Raw genomic sequence first — 25,339 nt, 5'->3', positions numbered from 1 at the left:
ACCTGCTGTTTTGCTAAGAGCTTGCCATTAAGACTCTGGCTGCTCCGTTAAGTTTTGCTTCTGTTGTACTTTGTACACTTTGCCCGCGTTGAAACGCTCTAGGTAATCCGCTAGATCACGTTTCACTTCAGGAACCAAGATGTATAGACCAACAATGTTCACCAACGCCATCGCGAAGATCATTGCATCTGAGAAGTCGATAACAGGACCTAGGTTCATTGCCGCACCGATAACAACAAACACACAGAATTTCACCTTGAAGATAAGCTCTGCTGTTTTGCTCTCACCGAATAGGTAAGTCCACGCTTTCAAGCCGTAGTATGACCAAGAGATCATGGTAGAGAAGGCGAACAGAACAACCGCAATGGCAAGAACGTATGGGAACCAGCTAATTGCGCTACCAAATGCCGCTGAAGTTAGCTCAACGCCCGCAAGGCCGTGGTCAGTATCAAGGTAACCGGTAATGATGATAACCAATGCGGTCATGGTACAGATAACAACCGTGTCGATGAAAGGTTCTAATAGAGAGACAAAACCTTCAGACATTGGCTCTTTGGTTTTTACTGCTGCGTGAGCAATCGCCGCAGAACCGACACCCGCTTCGTTCGAGAACGCTGCACGTTTAAAGCCCTGGATAAGCACGCCGATAACACCACCTGCAATACCTTCACCAGTGAATGCACCGTGGAAGATTGCGCCAAATGCGTCATCAATCTTATCAAAGTTAATCAGTAGGATAACCAGCGCTGCACCAACGTAGATCGTTGCCATAAATGGAACAACTTTCTCAGTCACTTTCGCGATAGATTTGATACCACCGATGATAACGATACCAACGATAACCGCTAGGATCAGACCGAACAACCAACCTTTGTCTGCGAAGAATGAAGCGTCGCCACCCGTTACGCCTACAACCTGTTTGAACGCTTGGTTTGCTTGGAACATGTTACCGCCACCAAGAGAACCACCAATTGCGAACACAGAGAAGAGTACCGCAAGAGTACGACCAAATGCTGCATTGCCGCGATTCGCCAGACCTTTGCTCAGGTAGTACATAGGACCACCTGAAACGGAGCCATCAGGGTTTGTGTTTCGGTATTTCACACCAAGAGCACACTCTACAAACTTACTGGACATACCAAGTAGGCCGGCAAGTATCATCCAGAATGTTGCACCTGCGCCACCAATAGAGACAGCGACCGCAACACCTGCGATGTTACCTAGACCAACGGTGCCCGATAACGCCGTTGTTAGAGCTTGGAAATGGGATACTTCACCCTCTTCTTTTGCTTTTGGATCAGAGAATTTACCAGACACCAACTGCACCGCGTGCTTGAAACCGCGAACATTGATGAAGCCAAGGTAAAACGTGAAGAAAAGAGCTGCTACAACCAACCAAAGAACGATCCACGGCACCTGTACGTCAGTAAAAGGGAAAGGAATGGTCGAGAAGATCATTCCTACAAATGGGTTGACGATGGGTGCTACTACTTCGTTGATCTTGTCATCCAAGTTGGAAGCCGCAGCGCTACCTGCAAATGTGCTCGCCAAAAGGGCAAGCGAGATACGCTTTGTCATGCTTTTCCTGCCTGTGCATTAAAGTTTATATGAATAATATTTATATGATGTTGTGTTTTGTTACATGTGTGTAACAACTGCTATTATTCATTTTATCTATTAGTTCGCAACATCTTTGTCGGAAAACATGACTTAGAAAACAGTTCTGATTTTTACTAACAATGATCGGTAATTTTAAACTTTTTCGCTGCTTTTATGTGTTTATGTAGAGATATAGACCAATCACAAGCCGCTGGTGTGATGCATTATTTTTAACATTTGCATGGTTGATAAAACTATCTGTTTATAATTTGACCAGATAACAGCCAGTTTTTTGGCGTATTTATTAGTGATTTGTATATAACAAATGTGTTACCCGATGCATATTGGGTGATGTTTTAATGATGAGTTAGATTTCTTGGGTGAATGAGCGATTTTGTCTGGGTTGGTTGCAAAATAAGCTATTAAAAACAGAGCCTTAACACAGTTAAGTTTCTGTCAAATGTGGAGTGGGGGAGATTGATTATAAATGATTGAGGAGTAGGATGCGCGCCATCTTAATTAAGGGTAAATATTATGAAATCGAATGCTATTAAAATGGCGGTTGTTGCGGGCCTTGGATTAACCTCACTAACGGGTTGTATGGGTCAAATGGGCATCACGGGTATGGTCTCTAAATTCAACCTAGAAGTGGTTGATAACCGTTATGGTCGTGAAGGCATGTTCCTACTTCTTTCACCGGTTTACGGTATCGCTGGTGCAGCAGACTTATTTATTTTTAACGCAGTTGAGTTCTGGACGGGCAAAAACCCAATTACCGGTAAGTCTCCTGCGGTAGTGGATATGCCGACAAAAAACTACATCAAGGTCAATGATCAACTCGACAGCTCACTAACCACAGTACCGCTGGCGAACAATGGCAACATCGAAAAAGCGACTATGCATCAAATCGATGAAAATACCATGCAGATGGACATCTCATACATCGATGGTACGACTCAAGTCCTTCGCGGTGAAAAGGCAAGTGACAGCGTTGCGTTTTACCTAAATGATCAACATGTGACGACAGTATCGAACGAAGAATTGAATCAGTACATCGCAGCAGCGAACATCTAATTCACGCTGGCACCTTCCGCCTAGTGGAAGGTGCCTCACTCAATTGGCTGAGATCTTGTCAGTGAAAACAAAATCAGCAGAGTGACGTCAAATATAGACCGAAGTGGTGATCAAATCACCAGTCAAACCAAATACGTCAAAAAAGACTTTTCTTTTCAGTTATCTGTGGCATATTGAAACTGTCTTCACGATGATGCGTGCATCGTATAATGGCTATTACCTCAGCCTTCCAAGCTGATGATGCGGGTTCGATTCCCGCTGCACGCTCCAAGACATCGCAACATCATTTCTATGCGTACTTCGTATAATGGCTATTACCTCAGCCTTCCAAGCTGATGATGCGGGTTCGATTCCCGCAGTACGCTCCAAAATTTCCAATCTTTATCGCTTTCAATATCACACTAACAGCTCGTTGTAGATTGACTGAATCGCGCCCTAAATGTACTTGGCTTCTTATTAAAAAATACGGCAACTTCGAGTTATTTAGGCTAAAAGTATGCCTTTTAATGGCAACAAATTTGTTCTGAGAGTACAGTATTGGCAAGTTAAATTTGATGAGTTTGCCATGTCTTCTGCAGAAAAATCCTCACGTAAATTAAGTCTCTATATCATTTGTACCGTTCTTACGGTTTGGTTATACAGCCTATGGTCGGATCGTGTTACTCCGATTACCACAGACTCTAAGGTGCATACCTATTTGGTACGAATCGCACCAGAAGTGTCGGGCAACATCGTTTCTGTTGATGTGAACGACAACCAAGTGGTCGAGCAAGGCGAATTGTTGTTTCGCATCGACCCGCGAAACTATGAGATTGCATTGGCATCGGCGCAAGCAAACTTAGCAATAGCAGGGCAAAATATTGGCGCAAGCACCGCTGCTGTAGAGGTTGCGCAGGCTAAAGTCGTCGATGCGTTGGCTGCAAGAGATAATGCCAGAGAGCAAGCAAATCGAACCAAGCAGCTTGCTGCTCGAGGTGTATTAAGTCAGTCTGATCTTGATAACGCTAATGAAGCAAAAGAGCGCGCCCAAGCGTCGTTGGATGCGGCGCAAGCCTCGTTAGTTCAAGCGAAACAAAACCTCGGTCCTACAGGTGAAAATAATCCACAAATTTTGGCAGCAATGGCGAGTTTAGAGAAAGCTGAACTGGACCTAAGGAAGACGGAAGTTGTCGCGCCATCAAGAGGTGTTGTGACTAACATGCAATTGACCACGGGTCAGCATGTTTCTTCTGGTGCGCCCGTGCTGACGTTTATCGACCCGAGGAATGTCTGGTTGTCTGCTCTTGTGCGTGAAAATTCGATGGAGTACATCAAGCCGGGTCAACGCGTAAAAATTGTTCTGGACGCGCTTCCTGGTCGAGTGCTGTCTGGTAAAGTCGAGAGCATCGGATGGGGCACGGGTGGAAGCAATAGCATCGATCCGGAAACGGGCTTTCTGAATGCTAGTCAAGGCAATACAACGCCTCAGCGTTATCCTGTCAACATAGAGTTCGATAATCTTTCGGAACTCAGCAACATTCGTTACGGTTCTCAAGCTACCGTGGCATTTTATACCGAGCAAAGTGGCTTCGGAGAGTTTCTAGCGGGTATCTGGATGAGAGTCGTGAGTATCTGGACTTATGTTTCATAGTACCGCGAACCCGATCATTCGGTTAGTCATTGCACCGACTCTGTTGCTCTTTTATCAGATTGCACAAGGGGCTGTTCTACCAGTTCTTGCCCCGTTGTTTGTGGTGATATTTTTGACCATCATGCCGATGAGACCGCCAGTGAGTATGATGGCTAAATTGTTTGTGTTAATCGCTGTAACGAGTTTAGGCGTTCTTCTTGTTGGGCAAGTGCTGGTGGACTCTCCTACTGGCTTTGGTCTGTTCTGTTGGTTGGCGCTGTTTTGGAGCTTCTATCGCAGCCATAATGATCCCAAGGATATGCTGGCGACGTTTCTGCTTTTGTTTATTGTCATCACGTTTACCGTCAACCTACAGTTTCATATCGCCGTCACCTACTTACCTTGGCTCATATTGGAAACTTTCCTGATTGCCATCGCTGTCACTTATGCGAGTTTCATTCTGTTTCCTGGTGATGAAAAGGAGGTGCTACCAGACGAGCAGGACATGGATGGAGCACAGACCCATATCGGGTTGATCTTGTTTAAAGCGACTACAGTATTGATCGCGATGTACCTTTTGGTAGGCACGGGCAGCTCTCAAACATTGTTAATTGCCATCACCCTTGGAAGCATGATTAAAATTCCAATATCGAGGGACCAGAGAATTTTTCGTAATAATCGTTTGGTGGCGACCTTGGTCGGTATTCTCGCTACATTACCGATTATGATTGCTCACTCGATATTGATGATGCCGACTTGGGCAGTTTTTGGTGTGAGTTGCTTTATGGGGCTTCAGCTTGCGAGTTTTGCTATTCGTCGTCAATGCCGCTTAAGCGTTTACCAACTCCTTTTTACCAATTTTATCGTTTTGCTCAATCAATTACTCAATTACCAAGGAAGTGAACCGCTCAACGCAGAGTTTATGCGTTTTGTCTCCATTGCTATCGCGATTGTAATTGCGACGGTGATTCTCAACCTGACGAGAGTGAAGCCGACCAGCGCGAACAACACGTAGTCACTTTCCGTGATCACATCTGCGCTATCTTTCTGATATGATTGGTCAACCATAAATTGAACTCGCCAATGTCAGGATGATTAAATTACTCATTGATAGCGCCAACTTTCTTCGCTCACATCGTGGTCCTATTTTCACTATTGTGGGGCCGTTCTTCCTTGCCATGTCGGCGTTTGGCGCGTACTTGAACACCACCGAACAAGATAATGTTTTGTTGTTTTCTCTCTATTTGGCGGTCTATGCACTTGGGCAAGCATTTTATGTTTGTCGATTGATCAAGTACATGGCATCCGTTGTGACGGGCAGCAAACCAGAGTTGTCTGTTTCTCTTTATGAATGGTTGCGTTTGTTTTGTGTGCATTTGATGTATGGTCTTGCTGTTTTAGTCGGCTTGATGGTGCTCATTATTCCTGGGATTTATTTATCCGCTCGCTATGGGTTTGCGGAGTTTGAATCTGTACTCAATAAGCGAACGCCTTTTGAAGCGATGAGCAGCAGTTGGGGGCAAACACAATCTTACACCTCGACATTGATGCTTGGTGCACTGGCGATTGGCGGCGGTGGTTTGGTGATGGATTTGCTGTTATCTGCGCCAGATGGGGCGGGGTTTAATCACCTTCTTATTTCAGGGCTGATTGCTGAGCTAGTCTCTTCCATTGTGGTGGTTTTGATGTCGGTATTTTATTTCCGAGTCTATGTGTCGAGCTTGGATTTTGGCGATAACGGCGAGAGCGAAGCGCGCATTTCTGGTTCCTAATACAAGCCCATTACAGAGCGTATTTGCTTTACGTATCTGCCTCTTCTCATAGCCATTCGGCGACTTTTAACATTAACTCTCACCACTTTAAAACGGGCTGTGGTGTGTGTTTCTTTTAGCAATTATTTAATAAATACAATGGCTTAATCTTATCTTCTGAGTAAAGTCCATTAACGCCATAACCTACATTAAACAACTAATTTATAAGGTGACGTATCACATAACCTTTTCATTGTTCATTCAATAATAACTTCATCAATTGGCGCGGGAGCTGTACCCCTTTGTCGCTGGTTGAAATCAAAACAACATAACCATAATAGGTATATCGAATGAACATGAAACTTAAGAGCTTGATGATTGGAGCGGCAATGACCTCGATTGCTGCTCTTCCATTAACGAGTATCGCTGGAGAGGATTACCCACCTAAGACACTTTCTTTTGTCGCTCCTTCTGGTGCTGGCGGTGGCTGGGATTTAACCATCCGTACCGTTGCTAAAACGTTGAAAGATACTGGGCTTGTAGAAGCTAATATGCCAATCACCAACCGCCCTGGTGGTGGTGGCGCGGTAAACTTAGCGTACATGCAAACACAGAAGGGTAGTGACAAGCTAATCTCCGTTTACTCTCCACCAATTTTGTTGACGCACCTAACTGGTTCAAGCAAATACAGCTACGAAGATACCACTCCTCTGGCTCGTCTAATTACCGACTATGGCGCATTCGTTGTCTCTAAAGACTCAAAATACACCTCTATCAATGAGGTTATGGAAGCGCTTAAGAAAGATCCAAAATCGGTAAAAGTCGGCGGTACTTCGGCGGCAGGTAGTATGGACCACATCCAGTTCCTATTGATCGCCAAAGCTGCGGGCGTGCCAAACCTAAACCAGATCGACTACATCTCGTTTCAAGACGGCGGTGCTGTGGCTCAAGTACTGGGTGGACACGTTGACCTCATTTCGACCGGTCTTGGCGATGTGGCGCAGTTAGTTGAAAGTGGCAATCTTCGTGCGCTAGCGCAAACCGCATCTAAGCGAGTGGGTGAAGGCGAAGTGGCGAAAATCCCTACGGTTAAAGAACAGGGCATCGACGCAACGTTTGAAAACTGGCGCGGTCTGTTTGCACCAAAAGACATGCCTGAGTACGCGGTCACTTATTGGAACACCACACTTAAAAACATGGTTGAAACACCAGAGTGGGCAGAAGCTCGTAAGCGTAACGGCTGGGATGCGGCATACCAAAACGGTGAGGATTTCACGAAGTTCTTAGCTCAAACCAATGAGCAGTACAAAGAGATTCTGGCAGAAATCTTTAAACGCTAACGTTCCCTGTTAGTGGGTTAGGGCGTATCAAAGCGCTCTAACCTTCTATGACCAAGTTTCTCTCTCGGTTCGAAAAGGATTCAAAATGGAAAATAAAAAAGTTAGTCCAAACTGGGATGCATTTACCGGCATATTCAGCATCGCTTTTGGTCTTATTTATGGTGGTATGACTTATGCAATGCCTAGGGCAGCATTTGGAAATCCATTAGATCCCATCTATTTCCCAATGGGAGTCGCCGTACTCGCCATTATTGTTGGCGGTATCTTACTGGCAAAAAGCAACATCAAAGCGTCGATTCAAGCATACGTTGACCTCATCAATGAAGATGAAACCAAGAAGTTTGACCGCAAACGTATCTTGTACACCTGTATTGTTTCAATCGGTTACGCATTGTTGTTCGACACGCTTGGCTACGTTATTAGCACTTTCTTCTTCCTATTCGCGATGCTTACGATTACCAGTGGCATTAAGGCATGGAAGAAGAGTGCAATGGTCGCTGTTGCATTCTCGGTTAGTGTGTTCTTTATCTTTAACACTCTGCTGGCCATTAGTCTTCCACCACTACCTTTTATGGGTTAAGGCGCTTGTATGTCTGATATTTTTGTTAACTTATTTAACGGGTTTGGTGTTGCTTTTCAGCCTTATCACCTACTTCTTGTCACCGTCGGCGGTGTGTTAGGTACCATCGTAGGTATGCTGCCGGGCTTAGGGCCTGCAACTGGGGTCGCGGTATTGCTCCCAATGACATTTGCAATGGGCCCAACCGCTGCGTTGATCACCATGACGGGCGTCTATATCGGCGCGATGTTTGGTGGTTCACGTAGTTCTATCTTGATCAACACGCCTGGGGACGGGGCAGCCTTAGCGGCGACGTTCGATGGTTATCCAATGGCGATGAAGGGACGTGCGGAATCGGCGCTGGCTATTTCGGCGATTGCTTCTCTAATTGGCGGTATGATTGCAGCGGTATTAATGACATTACTCGCTGAGCCAGTTGCTGGGTTTGCCTTGAAATTTGGCCCTGCGGAATATTTCCTACTTATGGTGGCGGCACTTTCAATGACGGCATCCATGTCGAAAGGGAATATGCTCAAAGGCTTCCTTTCTATGGTGATCGGTCTTGCTATCGCAACGGTAGGTATTGACGCTCAAACCGGTACAGAACGTTTTACCTTTGGTAACTTGCACCTACAAACAGGTATTGATTTCCTTGTGGTCATCATCGGTATCTACGCGATGGGTGAAGTATTCAAGAGCTTTAGCTCTTTGAGTAAGGGAACGAAGAAAGCGCAAACTAAATTTAAACGTATTTGGATTGAAGGCGATGACTGGAAACGCTCTAAGTGGGCAATCCTACGTAGTGCGCCAGTAGGTTTCATCATCGGCTCTCTACCCGGTGCTGGTGGTACTATGGCCTCTCTCATGTGTTACAACAACGAGAAGCAACTTTCTAAGCACAGTGAAGAGTTTGGTGATGGCGCAATCGAAGGTCTAGCGGCTCCAGAATCAGCGAACAACGCAGCATCAATCGGTGCGATGATTCCAATGCTATCGCTAGGTGTACCAGGCTCAGGTACAACGGCGGTAATGATGGGCGCACTGCTGATGTTGGGTATTCAGCCTGGTCCGCTCCTGTTCGTTCAACACGCTGACGTAGCTTGGGGTCTAATCGCCAGTATGTTCGTTGCAAACATTATCCTAGCGGTTGTCAACATTCCTCTAGCGGGTGTCTTGGTTCGCGTATTAGCCATTCCACCTAAAGTGCTTTACCCAATTGTACTTGGTCTAGCGTTTATCGGCTGTTACGCAATCAGTAACTCAGTGATTGAGTTCTACATTCTTGTTATCTTAGGTGTAGCAGGGGTTGTGATGAAGCGTGCGAACATTCCGACCGCTCCGATGATCCTAGCAGTTATCGTGGGGGGAACCATGGAGCAGTCATTCCGTCAGGCGTTCAGAATCTCTAACCAAGACCTGTCTATCTTCGCAAGTTCGACAGTGTCACAAGTATTGATTGGTATTACTGTTCTGTCTATCGCGCTACCAATTATCGGTATGATGAAAAAGCGTAAACAAGTTCAGCAACCCGCTTAATGGCTAACTAAGCCGTAATATACAAAGCCAATTGATTTCGATTAATTGGCTTTTCTTTTTACTTGGGTCAACGCCCTGTATCTGAATAAAAACAATTAACGCCATTTAATAAGTTTTCCCTGTCTCTAGCTATGACGCGATTCATCCTTTGTCGTGCAGGGGAGATTGATAATTAAAGGGCAAACTTAACCAAAAGAGCCGTGCTCATGTCATACCGCTTCGAACAAATCCAAAGGCAAAACTCACGAAAAATGGGAGCAGTGAGGGAATTTCTGACTAAAATGGGGCTCGGAGTCGATCAGGACGTAGAGTTTTTTGTCGTCGCGTATTCGAACCATACCATCATTGCAACAGGCGGTTTGGCTGGCAACACGCTTAAATCAATAGCGGTCGATGAAAGTGTTCAGGGTCAAGGTTTGTCTACGTCACTTTTGAGTGAGTTAGTGACAATGGCCTACGACATGGGGCGCTATAACCTGTTTATTTATACCAAACCTGACAACTATCGCTTATTTAAGCAAGCTGGTTTTTACAAGTTGGCTTCTGTCAAAAATCGCGTGATATTGCTGGAGAATAGCCGACATCGTCTGACCGATTATTGTGATGAGTTACGCGCGTACAAGCGAGAAGGGGAGACGATAGGCAGCATTGTCATGAACGCAAACCCGTTCACGAATGGCCATCGTTACTTGGTAGAGCACGCAGCGTCACAATGCGATTGGGTGCACCTGTTTGTGGTAAAAGAGGATCGATCTTTTTTTACCTACCAAGATAGGTTGTTGATGATCAAAGCGGGTCTGAGAGACCTTCCCAATGTCATCGTGCATGAAGGGTCAGATTACATCATCTCTCGCGCGACGTTTCCAAGTTACTTCTTAAAAGACGAAGGGGTCATTAACTACTGTCATACCGCGATGGACCTGCAGATCTTTCGTAGTCACATCGCCCCTGCGTTAGGCATTACGCATCGCTTCGTGGGAACTGAGCCGATTTGTGCCGTCACACGATTTTATAATCAGCAAATGCAGCAATGGTTATCCACGCCAATCTTGCAAGATGCGCCCATTACGTTAAGTGAGATCCCACGCGTCGAATGCGAAAACCTTCCTGTGTCCGCGTCACTAGTGAGAAATTTACTCTTTGATAATCAATGGGAGATGATTGAGAAGCTAGTACCAAGAACGACCTACCTACATCTCAAGCAGCTGTTTGACTTGGAAACCTCCCCCTATCAAGTGAAAAGAAAAGCGATGAAGATAGTGAAGCAAGCTCAGCAGTCATCAGAAGTGAGCCAATAAACCAAAAAAGCGCTGGAACTCCAGCGCTTTTGTTTTGGTGATTATTACTTGTTTATGATCGATAAGATTGCTTGCTCAATTTGCTGTGGTGAATGGCGCTTTAGTGCGGCACATCGCTGCGCAATATCATCACAAATTAGGCATGGCCTTGGGCGCATGTAAGATGAGCGTCGTGAAATGGTTTTGCCTTGACGACACATGACATCGAAGTTAAAAAGCGCGCCGTAAGGGTGGTTATGTTCGATCTCAATGACCGCTTTTTTCAGCAAAGTGCTTGAACGAATATCGACGGCAAAAAGGGCTTCGTAAGTCGGTGTTGTTGCGAATTGCTGCTCAATGACCTTGACATCCATTTCTTCCATTTTGGCGAGAAAGCTATTTAAGGCTGATTTAAACAACATAGGTACCCAAGCTTGATTGGTTAGGTTTGCGGGAATGTTTAAAGTCAGTGCAATCACCGGAAGTTGGTGAGTTAAGCGAATCTTATTCTTACGCTCAGCGCGTCGTTCTAGTTGAGTTACGGTATCCATCAATGTGTCCTCGTCTACGTAACAGGCTTGTGTGAACACGTTAGCGAAAACTCGCCATTACGAATTAGAGGTAAAAAACGTTTATTGATGACGGTTGAGTTTTAAATGGCGTAAATGGCGCTAACTCTTGCTTGGCAAATCGGTCAATGAATTAAATTTATTAACGCCATTAATGCACTTAAGGGGGAGCTATTACGATGATGCGCTTCACGAAGTGATTTCTAGCTTCAACTTAGACTCATACCACTCTTTTAATATGGGTATTCATAATGAGTCAACAACCAATCATTTATGAAGGCTTCGTTCTCATGGGCTTAGGCATGGGGTTCGTCTTCTTTTTTCTCTGTTTGATGGTAGGAGCCATTCGACTGCTAACCAAAGTCGCCTCGTTCGTTCAACCACCGAAAACAGAAACCATCAATGAATCAATCAGTCACGCACCGTCGGATGGCAACCTTGTCGCCGCGATCACTGCCGCGATTCACCATCATAACCAACTCAAAACTAACAGCGCTAAAATCTAGGAGAAATCGATGTCTGATGTTAAAAAGCCGCTCGGAATTACGGACGTTGTCCTGCGTGATGCTCACCAATCACTGTTTGCTACGCGACTGCGTTTGGATGATATGTTGCCGATCGCTGAACAACTTGACCAAATCGGCTATTGGTCTTTGGAGAGTTGGGGCGGAGCCACGTTCGATTCGTGCATTCGATTCTTGGGCGAAGATCCTTGGTTAAGGCTTCGTGAGCTAAAAAAGGCGATGCCAAACACCAAGCAACAAATGTTGTTTCGCGGGCAGAATATCTTAGGTTACCGTCACTATGCTGATGACGTGGTCGATAAGTTCGTAGAGCGCGCGGTTCATAATGGTATGGACGTATTTCGCGTCTTTGACGCACTGAATGACCCTCGTAATTTACAACGTGCTATCGAAGCGGTGAAAAAGCAAGGTGCGCACGCCCAAGGGACAATTTGCTATACCACGAGCCCCGTTCACACCATGGATTCTTGGGTCAACCTTGCTGAGCAGTTGGTAGAGATGGGCGTCGACTCCATCGCTATCAAAGATATGGCGGGTGTCATGACGCCGTACGAAGCGAGCGATTTAGTTTCCACGCTAAAAAAACAGCTCGATGTAGAGCTGCACCTGCACTGCCACGCTACGGCGGGAATGGCGGATATGACGTTGCTTAAAGCGATTGAAGCGGGTGTTGATCGCGTTGATACCGCGATTTCCTCGATGAGTGGTACCTACGGTCATCCGGCGACAGAATCGCTCGTTGCTGCCTTGCAAGGGACTGATCGCGATACAGGGTTAGACATCTCAAAACTTGAGAATATTGCCGCGTACTTCCGCGAAGTTCGTAAGAAATATCATGCCTTCGAAGGGCAACTGAAAGGCGTGGATTCGCGAATCTTAGTTGCTCAAGTTCCTGGTGGGATGCTGACTAACATGGAAAGCCAGCTCAAGCAGCAAAATGCCATCGATAAAATAGACCAAGTACTGGAAGAGATCCCAAGAGTCCGCAAAGATTTGGGTTACATTCCATTGGTGACACCAACTTCGCAAATTGTCGGTACGCAGGCTGTGATCAACGTGATGATGGGCGAGCGTTACAAAACCATCACCAAAGAAACGGCTGGCGTTCTTAAAGGTGAGTATGGTCAAACACCTGCTCCAGTAGACATTGCTTTGCAAGAGAAAGTACTCGAAGGAGCAAAGGCCATCACCTGTCGCCCGGCGGATCTCATTGAGCCAGAAATTGAAGCGTTAACATTGGATGTTCAAGAAAAGGCGAAAGAGAAAGGCATCTCGCTGACGGAAGATGTGATTGATGATGTCCTGACCGTTGCATTGTTTGAACAAGTGGGCTGGAAGTTCCTAGAAAACCGCCACAACCCAGACGCGTTTGAACCGATTCCGACAGAGCAAGCACCTTCGGCAGCAGATGATAAGAAAGTCGCCACTGAGCCAGGTCTATACACCGTCAATGTGAACAATCAAGCGTATGTGGTCAAAGTGAATGAGGGTGCAGACCCAGAAGTTCTTGCCCAAAGCACAATAGATACCCCCCAAGCAGCCCCTGCTTCAGCGGCGCCAACCGCTCCCTCAGGTAACGCTGAAACAGTGGCTGCACCCTTAGCGGGGAATATTTGGAAGGTCCACACCAAAGCGGGTGAACAAGTTAAAGAAGGGCAAGTCCTTCTGATTCTTGAAGCGATGAAGATGGAAACCGAAATCAAAGCGTCGAGAGATGGCGTGGTCGAAGCGGTTTCAGTCAACGAGGGTGACGCAGTACAAGTTGGCGATTCACTGCTGGCATTGGCGTAAGGTGCAGCTATGGATAGTGTAATTGCGTTAATTAAAGACTTCGGGTTTCTCCATCTGCAATTTGGCCAAGCGGTCATGTTGCTTATCGGTTTGATTCTTCTTTATCTTGCGATCGTGAAGAAATTCGAACCTTTGCTGCTGGTACCGATTGGTTTGGGTGGCATCTTGGCTAACTTGCCTGATGCCAATCTCGCGGTCAGCGGTGTCGAAGCGGCAATATACAGTGGCAAGACTGAAGTCTATCAAGCACTCAATGCCATTCTAAATGTGGCCGACATAAGCAAAGAGAGCTTGAAACATGCTTATGAAATTGCCACGCCGATGGAAAAAGTGCAACTGAACTTGCTCGCACAGGAGTTCAACTATACCGATGGCATGTTGTACACCTTCTACAGCGTAGCGATTGCCTCTGGCGTTGGTCCGTTAGTCATCTTTATGGGTGTCGGCGCAATGACAGACTTTGGACCACTGCTTGCTAACCCGAAAACATTGCTCCTAGGGGCGGCGGCTCAATTTGGTATTTTTGCCACCGTGTTGGGCGCGCTTGGTCTTAGTCAACTGGGTATTATGGACTTTAGTGTTGCTCAAGCGGCTGCGATTGGCATTATTGGCGGCGCAGATGGCCCGACGGCAATCTACGTATCGAGTATGCTCGCCCCTGAGTTGCTTGGTGCCATTGCGGTAGCGGCGTATTCGTACATGGCGTTGGTTCCGATGATCCAGCCGCCAATTATGAAAGCGCTAACCAACGCAGAGGAGCGCAAGATCTCAATGACGCAGCTGCGCAGTGTCAGCAAACTGGAAAAAGTCTGTTTTCCGCTCATGCTGCTTATCTTGATTGCTATGTTGCTTCCGTCTGCGACGCCACTACTGGGTATGTTCTGTTTCGGCAACTTGATGCGTGAATGTGGCGTGGTCGAGCGTCTCAGCGATACTGCGCAAAATGGCTTAATCAATATCGTGACGATTTTCTTGGGCTTGTCAGTCGGCTCTAAGTTAATGGCGGATAAGTTCTTGCAACCACAAACATTGGGCATTCTTGCACTGGGTATCGTCGCGTTCTGTATTGGTACCGCAACAGGCGTATTGATGGCGAAACTCATGAACAAAGTGTGCCAAGAGAAGGTCAATCCGCTGATTGGTTCAGCAGGTGTGTCGGCAGTGCCGATGGCGGCGCGAGTGTCGAACAAAGTGGGCTTAGAAGCGAACAGCCAAAACTTCTTATTGATGCACGCGATGGGGCCAAACGTGGCTGGCGTTATTGGATCTGCTGTCGCAGCAGGGGTAATGATCAAGTATGTGATCGGAGGCTAGTAAATAGATAAAAAGGAAGATCTGGTTATCTTCCTTTTTATCATTAATCTGGCACACTGTCTGAAAATATACTTGAAAAAGTATGGGAAAAGGAATTTGTATGAAAGCAGGTGTTATGCAACTGCTGGGTAATTTAAAAAGTGGACTCACTTTTAGAAGTCGCGTTTTTATATTAATTTTTGGATTGATGATCGTACAACTAGCCATTGTGACGACCAACTTTCACCAAGGCTTATTAGATACTTTAGAGCATCAAGTCGGTACACGTGCATTAATTCAAGCGAAAGAAATCGCCAGTGATCCTGAATTAATCCAAGAAGTAAGAATTAAAAACGTTCCTGCAATAGAACGACTTATCGGTCGTTTACACAAAATATCAGATGCCAGCTTTATAGTGATTGGTGATGAAAAAGGCATCCGACTTTCTCACCCAGTGAAAGAGAATATTGGCTTTCCGATGCAAGGTGGCGATAACGCAGGTGTTCTTGAACGGGGTCAATCCTATATTTCACTTCGTGAAGGAAGCTTAGGTTACGGGGTGCGCGGTAAAGCGCCGATCATTGATTTTGATGGCCAAATCATCGGCGTTATTTCTGTCGGATATTTGTTTAACCGCTTTGACCAATGGGTGGCGTTTTACGCAGAGCCTCTGCTCGTCGAACTGTTGATGATGCTGGTGATCACCGCTGTCGGTGCTTGGTACTTTTCAAACCACATTAAACAGAAAATGAATGGCATGGAGCCGTCTGAGATTGGCTTGGCGCTTCATTTGCAGAAGTCCATTTTAACTTCGGTGTACGAAGGGGTAATTGCGATTGACCGAAAAGGTAAGATCCTAGCGGTGAATAAAAGCGCAGCGGAAATTCTTCGTATTGAGTCTTATTTTGAACAATTAAAATCTAGCTCAATATTAGAATATCTTTCAAACTCGCAGTTCTTTTTCCAAACGCCGTTTGAAAAAAACGTCAAAGACGAAATTATTGTTTTAAATGGCCAAACCGTCATCGCTAACCGAATCGCAATATACGATCAAGAAGAGCTATTTGGTTGGGTGGTGAGTTTTCGCGCCAAGAATGATATTAATTCATTGGCGGCGGAGCTCACTCAGATCAAGCAATATACTGACAACCTGCGGGTGATGCGACATGAACATGCGAATAAATTATCAACAATCAGTGGTTTAATAGAAATAGGAGAATATAACGCAGCATTAGAATTAATTAATAGTGAAAGTACAAGAAAACAACAACTCATCGATTTTATTAGCTCAAGAATTCTATTAAAACAAGTCGCGGGCATTTTACTGGGTAAATATGCCAGAGCTTGTGAATTAGGACTGGAGTTAAAATTCGATCCAACGTGCCAACTAACAAAACAAAATGCTTCAATAGAGCCAAATGAGCTGTCAGCTATCATAGGGAATTTGATTGATAATGCCTTTGAAGCCACGTTGAAAAATCCTGCTAGCGAAAAAGTTGTCAATGTTTTGATTACAGATGCGGGTAGCGATCTCGTTATCGAAGTCTCTGACAATGGGTGCGGTATCTCTGACGATATTGCTAGTACTATCTTTAGCCGCGGCGTGACCAGCAAAGATGATAGGGAGGGGCATGGCATCGGACTGTATTTGATCAATCGATACGTGACAAATGCAGGAGGTGTCATCCTGGTCGATGATGCTGAGCCTAAAGGAACGATATTTTCTATTTTTATTCCGATTAAAGGTACAGAAGCATGAATTTAATAGATGTCTTAATTATTGAAGATGAAGTTGGAATTGCGGAGCTGCATGCCCAGTTTTTTCGTCAAACATTGCGATTTAACCCGATAGGAATCGCCTCTGACCTCGCGATGGCGAGAACCATGATTCGCATTCACAAACCTAAGTTGATCATTCTAGATAATTACTTACCGGATGGACGTGGAATTGATTTACTTCGTGAAATCATTGCAGACAAAAAGTCTCCGCAACCTGATGTGATCTTGGTGACGGCATCGAGCGAGATGGATACAGTGAAAGAAGCCTTACATTGCGGTTGTTTCGACTACCTTTTGAAACCTATCTCTTACGAAAGGCTGCAAGAAACGCTCAATCGTTATCTTAAATACAACTGTGCGATTAAAGCGTTCGACACCATCAGTCAGCGCCATGTCGACGACTTGTTCAACATGCAGGCGCGGGACAAAAGTTCCAGTCGATTGCCGAAAGGGATCGGCGAGCTCACCTTGGATAAAATTCATCAAGTGTTTAATGCCAACTGTGGGATCAAATTTACCGCTGAGACATTAGGTGAAGCGGTGGGGATCAGTAAAACCACGGCACGACGTTATCTTGAGTACTGTTCAGCGAGCGGGTTTCTCTCGGTTGAAAACGAACATGGTCGAGTTGGCCGTCCTGAGCGGGTTTATATTCGCAATTAATTACTCATCTAGCCAATAAGACAACGCCTTACTCTTTCGGGGGTAAGGCGTTTCTATTTTTAGTAGCCAATCAATTAAGTTCATTGAAACCATAAGTCAACTTTACCCTATGGTGAAATTTGAGCGCAGTCCATCAATATCCTTACTGGTTCACTGACAATAGACCCATGCAGACAGTGACCTCACTGCCCGCAATGTCTGTTCTAATCCAAACCTATCCTAAGGATCCATTATGGAAATACTTCAGCGCTCATATGCTGGGACTTTGGAATCAAGCGATGTGCTTGTCGAAGTTTCGCCCGCGTCGAGTTGTTCTATTGATGTGGAAATCATCAGCTCTGTAGAGAAGCAATTTGAGCCCGCTATACGCAATGTGATCATGTCTACTCTCGAGGAAATGGGAGTCAGTGCCGTTCGTCTTAGTGTCAATGACAAGGGCGCGCTTGATTGTGTTATTCGAGCCCGTGTCCAAGCAGCAATTATGCGCGCGGCAAAAGGCAATCACTGTCACCAACTCGTGTGGGGGGCAATATGAGCGAAACACTAAGACGCAGCATGCTGTTTGTTCCGGGATCAAATGCCGCCATGTTAAGTACCTCGTTTATCTATGATGCCGACGCCATCATGTTTGATCTCGAGGATTCGGTATCACTGCGAGAAAAAGACACGGCGCGAATGCTGGTCTACAACGCGTTACAGCATCCACTTTATCAGAACATTGAAACTGTCGTTCGTGTCAATGCACTGGATTCAGATTTTGGGCGCGCCGATGTCATGGCGATGGTGAAAGCGGGTGTCGACGTCATTCGTTTGCCAAAAACAGACACGTTGCAAGATGTCATCGACATGGAAATGGTGATTGAACAAGCCGAGATGGAGTTTGGTCGCGAGTTGGGCGCTACCAAAATGCTCGCCGCAATTGAATCGGCAATGGGCATCAACAACGCCGTCTCTATCGCCCATGCTTCCAAACGGCTCATCGGCATTGCTCTGGGGGCAGAAGATTACGTTCGAGACTTGAGAACCCAGCGCAGCGCCGAAGGTACCGAACTGCTGTTTGCGCGCTGTGCGATTTTGCAAGCGGCTCGCTCTGCGGGAATCATGGCGTTTGATACGGTCTATTCCGATTCCGGGAATGAGGCAGGTTTCCTCAAAGAAGCGCGGCACATCCATGGTTTGGGCTTTGACGGCAAGTCGCTGATTAACCCTCGTCAGATTGAATTACTTCACAATGTGTTTGCCCCGTCAGAAGAGGAGGTGGACTACGCACTCGCGGTGATAGAAGTCGCGGCTGAAGCTGAGAGCAAAGGGTCGGGTGTGGTGTCGCTCAACGGCAAAATGATCGATGCGCCCATTATAGAGCGAGCTCGTTGGACACTTGAGCGCGCAAAGTCTGGAATCAAACGGTAAGGCAGTACGTAAGATGAAACACAACAACCTTGATATATCAGAGCGCTACCATTTGCAGCCGTATGCAGGTCCACACACCATTACGCCTCACTTGGTTCATAGTACCAACCGCAAAGCGCGCAAACTGTACGATGATTTAAAAACCGCCATTGAAGCGAGTGGCCTACAAGATGGTATGACAGTCTCATTTCACCACTCTTTTCGTGGCGGTGATAAAACCATCAACTTGGTGATGGACTTAATCGCGGAAATGGGGCTAAAAAACCTCACGCTTGCGTCCAGTTCTTTGTCGGATGTTCACGCACCATTGGTTGAGCATATTCGCTCTGGTGTCGTCAGTAAAATTTATACATCAGGACTACGCGGTGAACTGGCGGAAGAGATTTCACGCGGCTTGATGGAAGAGCCCATTCATATCCATTCTCATGGCGGGCGAGTGCATTTGGTTGAGTCCGGCGAAGTGGAGATTGATGTCGCCTTTCTGGCGGTCTCGACCAGTGATGAATTTGGCAATGCGAACGCGGTTAATGGGCGAGCGCGATGTGGCTCATTGGGTTACGCGCAAATCGATGCGCAACATGCGAAGCACACCATTCTTTTGACCGAGCAGATCGTCGACTACCCAAATCAACCTGCGTCTATTCCCCAAGATTGCGTAGATGCGATTGTGCAAGTGAGCAGCGTGGGTGACGCCTCGAAAATTGGCGGAGGGGCAACACGTATGACCAATAATCCCCGTGAGTTGTTGATCGCGCGCCGCGCCGCTGAGGTTATCGAGTATTCCGGTTATTTTTACGATGGATTTTCCATGCAAACGGGTTCCGGTGGTGCTTCGCTGGCGGTAACTCGTTTCCTTGAAGAGAAAATGCAGCGCAACAAAATCAAAGCCAGTTTTGCACTTGGCGGTATTACGTCAACGATGGTCGATTTGCATGAAAAAGGCTTTATCGAAACCTTGCTCGATGTGCAGTCCTTTGATGCAAATGCGGCTGATTCGTTAGCCCGAAATGCTCGCCACATTGAAATCTCGGCTAACCAGTATGCGAACCCTTCATCCAAAGGTGCCGCTGTTGAAAAGCTGGATGTGGTGATTCTAAGTGCGCTTGAAATTGATACCGAGTTCAACGTTAACGTGATTACCGGCTCCGATGGGGTGATTCGCGGCGCTTCGGGTGGTCATAGTGATACTGCGGCTTCGGCAAACCTAACAGTCATTGTTGCTCCACTTGTCCGAGGTCGCATTCCTACCGTCGTCAATTCTGTTCTCAATATTGTCACGCCAGGCAGTCAAATTGATGTACTCGTGACGGATCATGGTATCGCCGTAAATCCAAATCGAACCGAAGTGGCACAGCGGTTAGAGAAAGAAGGCGTGCCCTTGGTGACGATCGACCAGCTTCAACAGCGTGCCCAACTGCTGACGGGGGAGCCTCGACCGATTCGATATGCCGATAAAGTCGTGGGGATTGTCCGCTATCGAGATGGCTCAGTCATTGACGTGATTAAGCAAGTTAAGGAATAGCTTGTGTATGACGGTCCAATTGCCACTTTAGAGCAGATACTGGAAAGCAGGGAGCTTCGGGCTGTAAAACAGCGAGAGTGGGTCAACGCCCACTCTTTGCCACTCGTAAGTTTCACCATCAACATGGTGGGGGCAGTTAAGAAAAACTTTATCGCCAAAGTGGCTTTTGAACATGGTTATAAAGCGATCATCAACGCTTGTATGAAAGCAAACATGGCGACGTTAAAACTGGACGTGATCGAAGCCGATACGGGTTATGAACTCCTGATGATCGTCGACACTGCTGACATTCTTCTGCTCAAACAAACCATGGTCTCCATTGAAGAAACACACCGACTGGGGCGTTTATTTGATATCGATGTGATTCGCACTGACGCTCGGCCAATATCACGAACGGTTATCAAACACCCAAAGCGACGTTGCCTCGTTTGTGACCAAGAGGCGAAAGCCTGTATACGCCAGCAAGCACATTCCCCTCAACAGCTAATCAGAAAAATGACGGAGTTAATCAATGCATGCCAATAAAACCCTAGAATGGCTGATGGACGATTGCAGCCTATACGAGCCTGATGTCACTGGACGATCGCGACTCAATATCTGCGTCTTAGCGGGCAACCTTGCTTACCATGCGATGATGTTAGAAGTTCACTTAACACCCAAGCCGGGGTTGGTGGATTGCGCTAACTCCGGGGCACACAGTGACATGGATCTTAAGACGTTTGTTGCCAGTTGCGATGCACTTCGCCCCTACATGAAAGAGTTTGTCCGAGCAGGGTACCAATCGGCGTCGCTACACGCTCGCGATCTCCTTGAGCCGCTGCGAAGAGTGGGGTTAAGCGCTGAAATGGCAATGAATCATGCGACCCAAGGAGTGAATACTCATAAAGGTATGATTTTTACCTTGGGTGTCATTTGTGGCGCGGTCGGTTGGCTTCATCGCAAAGGCATCAGTTACGATTCAAAACGGGTTCGCGCCGTTATCAAAGAGTGCTGCTCTGGATTGGTTCAAGAGCAACTAAGGATGATGTCAGGCGAGCCTAAAACCGTGGGTGAGCGTTTGTTTGTTCAATATGGCTTCACTGGCATTCGCGGCGAAGCGCAGCAAGGCTATCCGACCATCTTTAATCACGGGTTGCCCGCCTATCATCACTCAATCAATCGCGGAGAGTCGGAAGAGAAAGCACTCAGCATCGCGTTGCTGGCTCTGATGGCAAACAATCAAGATACCAATGTGGTTAACCGTGCAGGGTTGCCGGGGCTCAAATTTGTCAAAGCGCAAGCCAAGCAGATTCTCGCCTCTCCGATAACCACACACCAAGAACTGGAAAGTCATCTTCAATCACTGGATGAACGCTTCATCAAACGCAACATTAGCCCCGGAGGCAGTGCCGATCTATTGGCCGCCACTTGGCTTTTGGCACAGTTGGACATTTGTTCGCAAGTGCTGATCAACAAGCAACTCTCATAACTCTAAAATAACTAAGGTAAAGTCATGTTAAGTCTCGGAATTATTGGAAACTTTTCCGGTCACCTAAGCGGAGCTGAAAACGTTGAAGAAAATGCATTACCAAATGGCATTTTTGTCATCGACTGCTCGCAAGATCATACGATTACGTCAGGACCTTCGCTCTCATACCCAACTCAAGGCAGTAACGTCGACATAGAGCCCGAGTTTGTCCTGCGTTGTCAGGTGGAATATCAAGACCAAAAAGTCCACTCCCTGATGACCACTCACATCTCCATCGGCAACGATGTGACCATTCGAAATCTCGCTGGAAGTACGAAAATTTCACAGCGAAAGTCATGGGGGAAACACTCTAAAGGTATCAACCGTCATTGGTGGAATGTATCGCGGTTGTCACCGGCAAACTACGATGAAAACATTAAACTGGTCTCTTATATTGAGCGTGACGGTCGCCTTCACTTAGCGACGCCATCGGTAAGTTGTACCGAATTGAAGGTTTTTTACTGTCACTTAATGGCTTGGATGGTGGGAAGAATTAATCACCAAGCTGACGAAGGAATGTACGAAGAAATCTTGCCTAAGCTCAGGGCGCTTGGCTACCCAAAAGAGTTGATCCTTTATACTGGCGCGCCAAACTACACAGAGTGGGGAGAAGCGCACTTTTTAGAGCCCAATGATAAAGTTCACATTGCAGCATATAACGCACGTTTGATCGATGAAGCCATCGTTGAGGAGATGTTTCGTCGTGAGCAACTGATGAACTCTGACGCAATCCTATCGTTTACTCAAATCGTAAGATAAAAAAAGAGCAATGACAAAAACGTGGTCATTGCTCGAGTTCCAACAAAATCCCTACAAATCCTATAAACTTAGCTCTGTTGGAACGATACTGGCACCATCATCAATCTCAATTTGACTGACGAAGCTATTGCTGTGTTCCGCACACAGTGGCACAACAAACAGCGCCCTTTGGCAGAAAGAGGATTGAGTAACTAGAACCCCATGTTGATGCTGTTTTGTGCAGTTTCTCTCTGCGCAGTAATGGTAATCTTGTTCAGAAAAGTGTTTCCAATAACTCAGCCAATTTTGTTTTGATTCTTCACTGAGCTTATCACTGAATGCGTTCGTTACTATCATGTCGCTACCTCGCTGTTTAGCTTTAACTACATAGTAAATCTGTGGTGGTAGCAGAGTTTTGAATTAACCCTCATGTTGCTGAGGGAATAATGTCGTTATTGGCACAAATGAACTTAATTCTGTTTAAAAGTAGGTGTATGTGGGAAATGCAGTCACTTTGACCGACGCTAGCTCAAAGTAGTAAGGATTCATGCAAAAGTTTATTTTATTGTTTTACAAATGTTTAACATTGATAACCAAAAAGCTATAGTTAGGGAGCCATTAAACTAGGAGTTATTAGGATGAAACTCTCGATATCAGGGAAGCTACAGTTCAGTTTTCTGTCGCTTGCAGTACTTTTTATCGTTTCAGCGCTTTTTGTTTACCGCAGTGTTAACACGGTAGGGTTGCACACCGAGTCGTTGCTCAAGTCCGATTTACCCACCGTCGATACGGGGCGTTCAATTCAGCAGTCATTGCAAGCCACCATTTCAACCCTGCGCGCCTACATGTTGCTTGGCGGTGATGAAGCGCTTGGTGAGCAACAAAAAACACAGCTAGATGCCGTCATCTTAGAGGTGGAAGAGAGCCTGCCTAAACTTGAAGTTTTGCTCGAAGAGCAAGCCTATCAACAGATTCAGGTACGTTGGCAAACACTCAAGCAACTGGTGTTAGAGATAGTAGATCTCAGCCATTCTGATGAGAACTTACCTGCGCATTCCCTGTTTTTAAATGAAGCCGCCCCAATTGCTGAAGTGGCATTGGATCAAATCCAAGGCTTAATCAACGACGAGGCGGGGAATAAAGAAGGCGGAGATAGAAAGCGCTTGTTTCGTCTTTACGCCGACAGCTATACCTCACTTGCCAATGCGCTTTCATCAATGCGTGACTTCCTCCAATATGGCAAGCCGGAACATTTAGAAAAGTATCAAGATCTTCTCAAATCTCACGATAAGTTTGTGGCAGAAATTGATTCCAAGAAAGCGTTGTTATCTGACAGCGATTTAAGTTTGTGGTCACTGTTTAAAGAAATGCAGCAGCTTTACCTGCCGATAGCCCAGCAAGTGATAGAGTTACGAAAAGCGCCAAACTGGAATATGGCGAATCAGAAAATGGCTGCGGAGCTGATTCCCGCAGTCGAGGGGTTAAATGGCTCGCTAGAAGCCTTGATCGTGCGCCAGCAAAATCAAGCCGATTCTAGTGGTGCTGGAATCTTTAGTTCGGTGTCTGCCGTGGTTAAGCTGCTGTTTGGATCGGCTGTGGTGATTGTGCTGGTGGCATTAACCGTCTCAACTTATATGGGTAAGAGCATTGGGCGACGTGTCGCCATCGTGTCGCAGCGTGCTCAAGCGATTGCCAAGGGGGATGTCTCTCAAGCGAAACTTACGGTGGATGGCAATGATGAGTTATCAAGCCTGACTCGCTCTATTAACCAGATGAACGATGCGCTCTCAAACATTGTTCGTGGAGTGACCAACAAAGCCCAAATCGTGACGGAAAGCATGACAACGCTTCAAGAAGCGAACAGCAACACTTCTGCACAAGTTGAGCAGCAGATGTCGACCATGTCACTTGTGAGTGAGCAAGTGTCAGACGTCAGTCATTCGGCGGCAGATACGGCCAACCATGCTAAGTTGTCGGTCGATAACTTGTCTGAGTCGAAAAGCCAAATTGAGGTCGGATCGCGAGCGCTTGAGCAAAACAGGCAAACGGTAACGGCTTTGCATCAAACGATCGAGAAAGCGAGTGTGCAAGTGGCCGAACTGAGCAAAGAGAGTGAGGCCATTGGTCGCGTGACAGAAGTTATCGAAGGGCTTGCAGAGCAAACCAATCTGCTTGCGTTAAACGCCGCCATTGAAGCGGCGCGTGCAGGCGAGTATGGACGAGGTTTTGCGGTCGTTGCTGATGAAGTGCGTTTACTTGCAACACGAACAACGGAATCAACCACGGAAATCAATAACATTGTTCATGCGATTCAATCGTCTACCGCGGCAGTAGTGAGCGAAATCGACAGCAGCAAAGTGCTAGCAGAGGATGGTGCATCGCATACCGAGCAAGCCTACGGCATGTTAAATGCGACCACAGAGAAAATCGAGCAGTTGAACAAACAGATGAACGACTTGCTTCATTCTGCTGAAATGCAATCGAAAGCAACGCAAGAAATTCACTCATTAATGTCGCAAGTGAATCAGTCCGTAGAAGGCGTTGCCAACATTTCCAGTTCTTCAAATCAGGTCTCACAGCAAGTGACTGAGCAAGTGAGAGAATTGAATCAGGAAATGGCGCAATTCAAAATTGCCTAATCCCAGCAAGAACAAAAGCCGAACACCGAAACTTTGATGGAGTTCGGCTTTTTTATACTTGCTCATAAATTAGACGGCTAGGATTCGCCTCGCATGAAATAAGTCACAAAATAAATATGGTTATTATTGCATTCTAAACACTCTATCGCCCACATGGAG

Annotated in this window: 23 protein-coding genes and 2 tRNA genes; 22 read left to right on the top strand and 3 right to left on the bottom strand. The window is 46.3% G+C overall.

The window, feature by feature from the left end:
* Positions 1–27: 27 nt before the first annotated feature.
* Positions 28–1,578, bottom strand: a complete 1,551-nt coding sequence (locus tag RJ47_RS01600) for an alanine/glycine:cation symporter family protein (RefSeq protein ID WP_038193037.1) — start codon at positions 1,576–1,578, stop codon at positions 28–30.
* A gap of 555 nt (positions 1,579–2,133) precedes the next feature.
* Here RJ47_RS01600 and RJ47_RS01595 point away from each other — a divergent pair.
* The 10 genes from RJ47_RS01595 (at position 2,134) to citC (ending at position 10,766) form a co-directional block, all read left to right on the top strand.
* On the top strand, positions 2,134–2,673 hold the full coding sequence (locus RJ47_RS01595; RefSeq protein WP_038193035.1) for a DUF3332 domain-containing protein: 540 nt from the start codon (positions 2,134–2,136) through the stop codon (positions 2,671–2,673).
* Positions 2,674–2,868: 195 nt separating this feature from the next.
* Positions 2,869–2,943: transfer RNA gene (locus tag RJ47_RS01590), tRNA-Gly, on the top strand.
* Positions 2,944–2,966: 23 nt separating this feature from the next.
* Positions 2,967–3,041, top strand: a tRNA-Gly gene (locus tag RJ47_RS01585).
* Between the two features lie 197 nt (positions 3,042–3,238).
* Complete coding sequence (locus RJ47_RS01580) at positions 3,239–4,303, top strand: HlyD family secretion protein (protein ID WP_039481632.1); 1,065 nt, start codon at positions 3,239–3,241, stop codon at positions 4,301–4,303.
* On the top strand, positions 4,293–5,297 hold the full coding sequence (locus RJ47_RS01575) for a DUF2955 domain-containing protein (protein ID WP_039480760.1): 1,005 nt from the start codon (positions 4,293–4,295) through the stop codon (positions 5,295–5,297). Before RJ47_RS01580 ends, RJ47_RS01575 begins: the two co-directional genes overlap by 11 nt.
* Positions 5,298–5,373: 76 nt before the next feature.
* Positions 5,374–6,054 carry a hypothetical protein gene (locus tag RJ47_RS01570; RefSeq protein WP_038136594.1) on the top strand — a complete coding sequence of 227 codons (681 nt, stop codon included), beginning with the start codon at positions 5,374–5,376 and terminating at the stop codon, positions 6,052–6,054.
* A 329-nt stretch (positions 6,055–6,383) separates the two neighbouring features.
* Positions 6,384–7,373: a Bug family tripartite tricarboxylate transporter substrate binding protein gene (locus RJ47_RS01565; protein ID WP_038191486.1), complete on the top strand. Its 990-nt coding sequence runs from the start codon at positions 6,384–6,386 to the stop codon at positions 7,371–7,373.
* 85 nt (positions 7,374–7,458) lie between these two features.
* Positions 7,459–7,953, top strand: coding sequence for a tripartite tricarboxylate transporter TctB family protein (locus RJ47_RS01560; protein WP_039480757.1), 495 nt, complete (start codon positions 7,459–7,461; stop codon positions 7,951–7,953).
* Between the two features lie 9 nt (positions 7,954–7,962).
* Positions 7,963–9,468, top strand: coding sequence for a tripartite tricarboxylate transporter permease (locus tag RJ47_RS01555; RefSeq protein ID WP_005474580.1), 1,506 nt, complete (start codon positions 7,963–7,965; stop codon positions 9,466–9,468).
* Positions 9,469–9,668: 200 nt separating this feature from the next.
* Entirely contained in the window at positions 9,669–10,766 is a 1,098-nt protein-coding gene (gene citC / locus RJ47_RS01550; protein ID WP_052237892.1) for a [citrate (pro-3S)-lyase] ligase, read from the top strand.
* Positions 10,767–10,810: 44 nt separating this feature from the next.
* Here citC and citX (RJ47_RS01545) read toward each other — a convergent pair whose 3' ends face one another.
* Positions 10,811–11,296, bottom strand: coding sequence for a citrate lyase holo-[acyl-carrier protein] synthase (gene citX / locus RJ47_RS01545; RefSeq protein ID WP_039480754.1), 486 nt, complete (start codon positions 11,294–11,296; stop codon positions 10,811–10,813).
* Positions 11,297–11,565: 269 nt separating this feature from the next.
* Between citX (RJ47_RS01545) and RJ47_RS01540 the strand changes: the two genes are divergently transcribed.
* The 11 genes from RJ47_RS01540 to RJ47_RS01490 all read left to right on the top strand — a co-directional run bounded on the left by RJ47_RS01540 (position 11,566) and on the right by RJ47_RS01490 (position 22,562).
* Positions 11,566–11,820 carry an OadG family protein gene (locus tag RJ47_RS01540; protein ID WP_038191484.1) on the top strand — a complete coding sequence of 85 codons (255 nt, stop codon included), beginning with the start codon at positions 11,566–11,568 and terminating at the stop codon, positions 11,818–11,820.
* A 9-nt stretch (positions 11,821–11,829) separates the two neighbouring features.
* Positions 11,830–13,629, top strand: coding sequence for a sodium-extruding oxaloacetate decarboxylase subunit alpha (gene oadA, locus RJ47_RS01535; protein ID WP_039480751.1), 1,800 nt, complete (start codon positions 11,830–11,832; stop codon positions 13,627–13,629).
* Positions 13,630–13,638: 9 nt separating this feature from the next.
* Entirely contained in the window at positions 13,639–14,943 is a 1,305-nt protein-coding gene (locus RJ47_RS01530; RefSeq protein WP_039480748.1) for a sodium ion-translocating decarboxylase subunit beta, read from the top strand.
* Positions 14,944–15,043: 100 nt separating this feature from the next.
* Complete coding sequence (locus RJ47_RS01525) at positions 15,044–16,681, top strand: ATP-binding protein (RefSeq protein ID WP_039480745.1); 1,638 nt, start codon at positions 15,044–15,046, stop codon at positions 16,679–16,681.
* On the top strand, positions 16,678–17,364 hold the full coding sequence (locus RJ47_RS01520; protein WP_038136612.1) for a response regulator: 687 nt from the start codon (positions 16,678–16,680) through the stop codon (positions 17,362–17,364). The genes RJ47_RS01525 and RJ47_RS01520 overlap by 4 nt, the downstream gene beginning before the upstream one ends.
* Before the next feature lie 232 nt (positions 17,365–17,596).
* Positions 17,597–17,899: a citrate lyase acyl carrier protein gene (gene citD / locus RJ47_RS01515; protein ID WP_038136616.1), complete on the top strand. Its 303-nt coding sequence runs from the start codon at positions 17,597–17,599 to the stop codon at positions 17,897–17,899.
* Positions 17,896–18,774: a citrate (pro-3S)-lyase subunit beta gene (gene citE, locus RJ47_RS01510; protein WP_039480743.1), complete on the top strand. Its 879-nt coding sequence runs from the start codon at positions 17,896–17,898 to the stop codon at positions 18,772–18,774. Before citD ends, citE begins: the two co-directional genes overlap by 4 nt.
* 52 nt (positions 18,775–18,826) lie before the next feature.
* The gene (gene citF, locus RJ47_RS01505; protein WP_039481626.1) at positions 18,827–20,296 is read left to right on the top strand and encodes a citrate lyase subunit alpha; all 1,470 of its coding nucleotides are present in this window, start codon (positions 18,827–18,829) and stop codon (positions 20,294–20,296) included.
* A gap of 3 nt (positions 20,297–20,299) precedes the next feature.
* Positions 20,300–20,821, top strand: a complete 522-nt coding sequence (citX, locus tag RJ47_RS01500; protein ID WP_039480740.1) for a citrate lyase holo-[acyl-carrier protein] synthase — start codon at positions 20,300–20,302, stop codon at positions 20,819–20,821.
* 16 nt (positions 20,822–20,837) lie between these two features.
* Positions 20,838–21,764 (top strand): triphosphoribosyl-dephospho-CoA synthase CitG, encoded by a 927-nt coding sequence (gene citG / locus RJ47_RS01495; protein ID WP_419831515.1) that lies wholly within the window; start codon positions 20,838–20,840, stop codon positions 21,762–21,764.
* 24 nt (positions 21,765–21,788) lie between these two features.
* The gene (locus RJ47_RS01490) at positions 21,789–22,562 is read left to right on the top strand and encodes a DUF5718 family protein (RefSeq protein ID WP_039480734.1); all 774 of its coding nucleotides are present in this window, start codon (positions 21,789–21,791) and stop codon (positions 22,560–22,562) included.
* A gap of 60 nt (positions 22,563–22,622) precedes the next feature.
* Here RJ47_RS01490 and RJ47_RS01485 read toward each other — a convergent pair whose 3' ends face one another.
* The gene (locus tag RJ47_RS01485) at positions 22,623–22,898 is read right to left on the bottom strand and encodes a hypothetical protein (RefSeq protein WP_005474527.1); all 276 of its coding nucleotides are present in this window, start codon (positions 22,896–22,898) and stop codon (positions 22,623–22,625) included.
* Between the two features lie 281 nt (positions 22,899–23,179).
* Here RJ47_RS01485 and RJ47_RS01480 point away from each other — a divergent pair, with 281 nt between their 5' ends.
* On the top strand, positions 23,180–25,180 hold the full coding sequence (locus RJ47_RS01480; protein WP_039480731.1) for a HAMP domain-containing methyl-accepting chemotaxis protein: 2,001 nt from the start codon (positions 23,180–23,182) through the stop codon (positions 25,178–25,180).
* Positions 25,181–25,339 lie beyond the last annotated feature (159 nt).

It is taken from the genome of Vibrio sinaloensis, from assembly GCF_000808535.1.
GTDB lineage: Bacteria > Pseudomonadota > Gammaproteobacteria > Enterobacterales > Vibrionaceae > Vibrio > Vibrio sinaloensis_D.
Note: the sequence above shows the minus strand (reverse complement) of the source record. Positions and strands in the feature narration are given on the sequence as shown.

What these genes read in the sequence shown, in the direction of transcription:
- RJ47_RS01600 (WP_038193037.1), bottom strand. Translation starts at nt 1,578, where the DNA reads ATGACAAAGCGTATCTCGCTTGCCCTTTTGGCGAGCACATTTGCAGGT.
- RJ47_RS01595 (WP_038193035.1), top strand. Translation starts at nt 2,134, where the DNA reads ATGAAATCGAATGCTATTAAAATGGCGGTTGTTGCGGGCCTTGGATTA.
- RJ47_RS01580 (WP_039481632.1), top strand. Translation starts at nt 3,239, where the DNA reads ATGTCTTCTGCAGAAAAATCCTCACGTAAATTAAGTCTCTATATCATT.
- RJ47_RS01575 (WP_039480760.1), top strand. Translation starts at nt 4,293, where the DNA reads ATGTTTCATAGTACCGCGAACCCGATCATTCGGTTAGTCATTGCACCG.
- RJ47_RS01570 (WP_038136594.1), top strand. Translation starts at nt 5,374, where the DNA reads ATGATTAAATTACTCATTGATAGCGCCAACTTTCTTCGCTCACATCGT.
- RJ47_RS01565 (WP_038191486.1), top strand. Translation starts at nt 6,384, where the DNA reads ATGAACATGAAACTTAAGAGCTTGATGATTGGAGCGGCAATGACCTCG.
- RJ47_RS01560 (WP_039480757.1), top strand. Translation starts at nt 7,459, where the DNA reads ATGGAAAATAAAAAAGTTAGTCCAAACTGGGATGCATTTACCGGCATA.
- RJ47_RS01555 (WP_005474580.1), top strand. Translation starts at nt 7,963, where the DNA reads ATGTCTGATATTTTTGTTAACTTATTTAACGGGTTTGGTGTTGCTTTT.
- citX (WP_039480754.1), bottom strand. Translation starts at nt 11,296, where the DNA reads ATGGATACCGTAACTCAACTAGAACGACGCGCTGAGCGTAAGAATAAG.
- RJ47_RS01540 (WP_038191484.1), top strand. Translation starts at nt 11,566, where the DNA reads ATGAGTCAACAACCAATCATTTATGAAGGCTTCGTTCTCATGGGCTTA.
- oadA (WP_039480751.1), top strand. Translation starts at nt 11,830, where the DNA reads ATGTCTGATGTTAAAAAGCCGCTCGGAATTACGGACGTTGTCCTGCGT.
- RJ47_RS01530 (WP_039480748.1), top strand. Translation starts at nt 13,639, where the DNA reads ATGGATAGTGTAATTGCGTTAATTAAAGACTTCGGGTTTCTCCATCTG.
- RJ47_RS01525 (WP_039480745.1), top strand. Translation starts at nt 15,044, where the DNA reads ATGAAAGCAGGTGTTATGCAACTGCTGGGTAATTTAAAAAGTGGACTC.
- RJ47_RS01520 (WP_038136612.1), top strand. Translation starts at nt 16,678, where the DNA reads ATGAATTTAATAGATGTCTTAATTATTGAAGATGAAGTTGGAATTGCG.
- citD (WP_038136616.1), top strand. Translation starts at nt 17,597, where the DNA reads ATGGAAATACTTCAGCGCTCATATGCTGGGACTTTGGAATCAAGCGAT.
- citE (WP_039480743.1), top strand. Translation starts at nt 17,896, where the DNA reads ATGAGCGAAACACTAAGACGCAGCATGCTGTTTGTTCCGGGATCAAAT.
- citG (WP_419831515.1), top strand. Translation starts at nt 20,838, where the DNA reads ATGGACGATTGCAGCCTATACGAGCCTGATGTCACTGGACGATCGCGA.
- RJ47_RS01490 (WP_039480734.1), top strand. Translation starts at nt 21,789, where the DNA reads ATGTTAAGTCTCGGAATTATTGGAAACTTTTCCGGTCACCTAAGCGGA.
- RJ47_RS01485 (WP_005474527.1), bottom strand. Translation starts at nt 22,898, where the DNA reads ATGATAGTAACGAACGCATTCAGTGATAAGCTCAGTGAAGAATCAAAA.
- RJ47_RS01480 (WP_039480731.1), top strand. Translation starts at nt 23,180, where the DNA reads ATGAAACTCTCGATATCAGGGAAGCTACAGTTCAGTTTTCTGTCGCTT.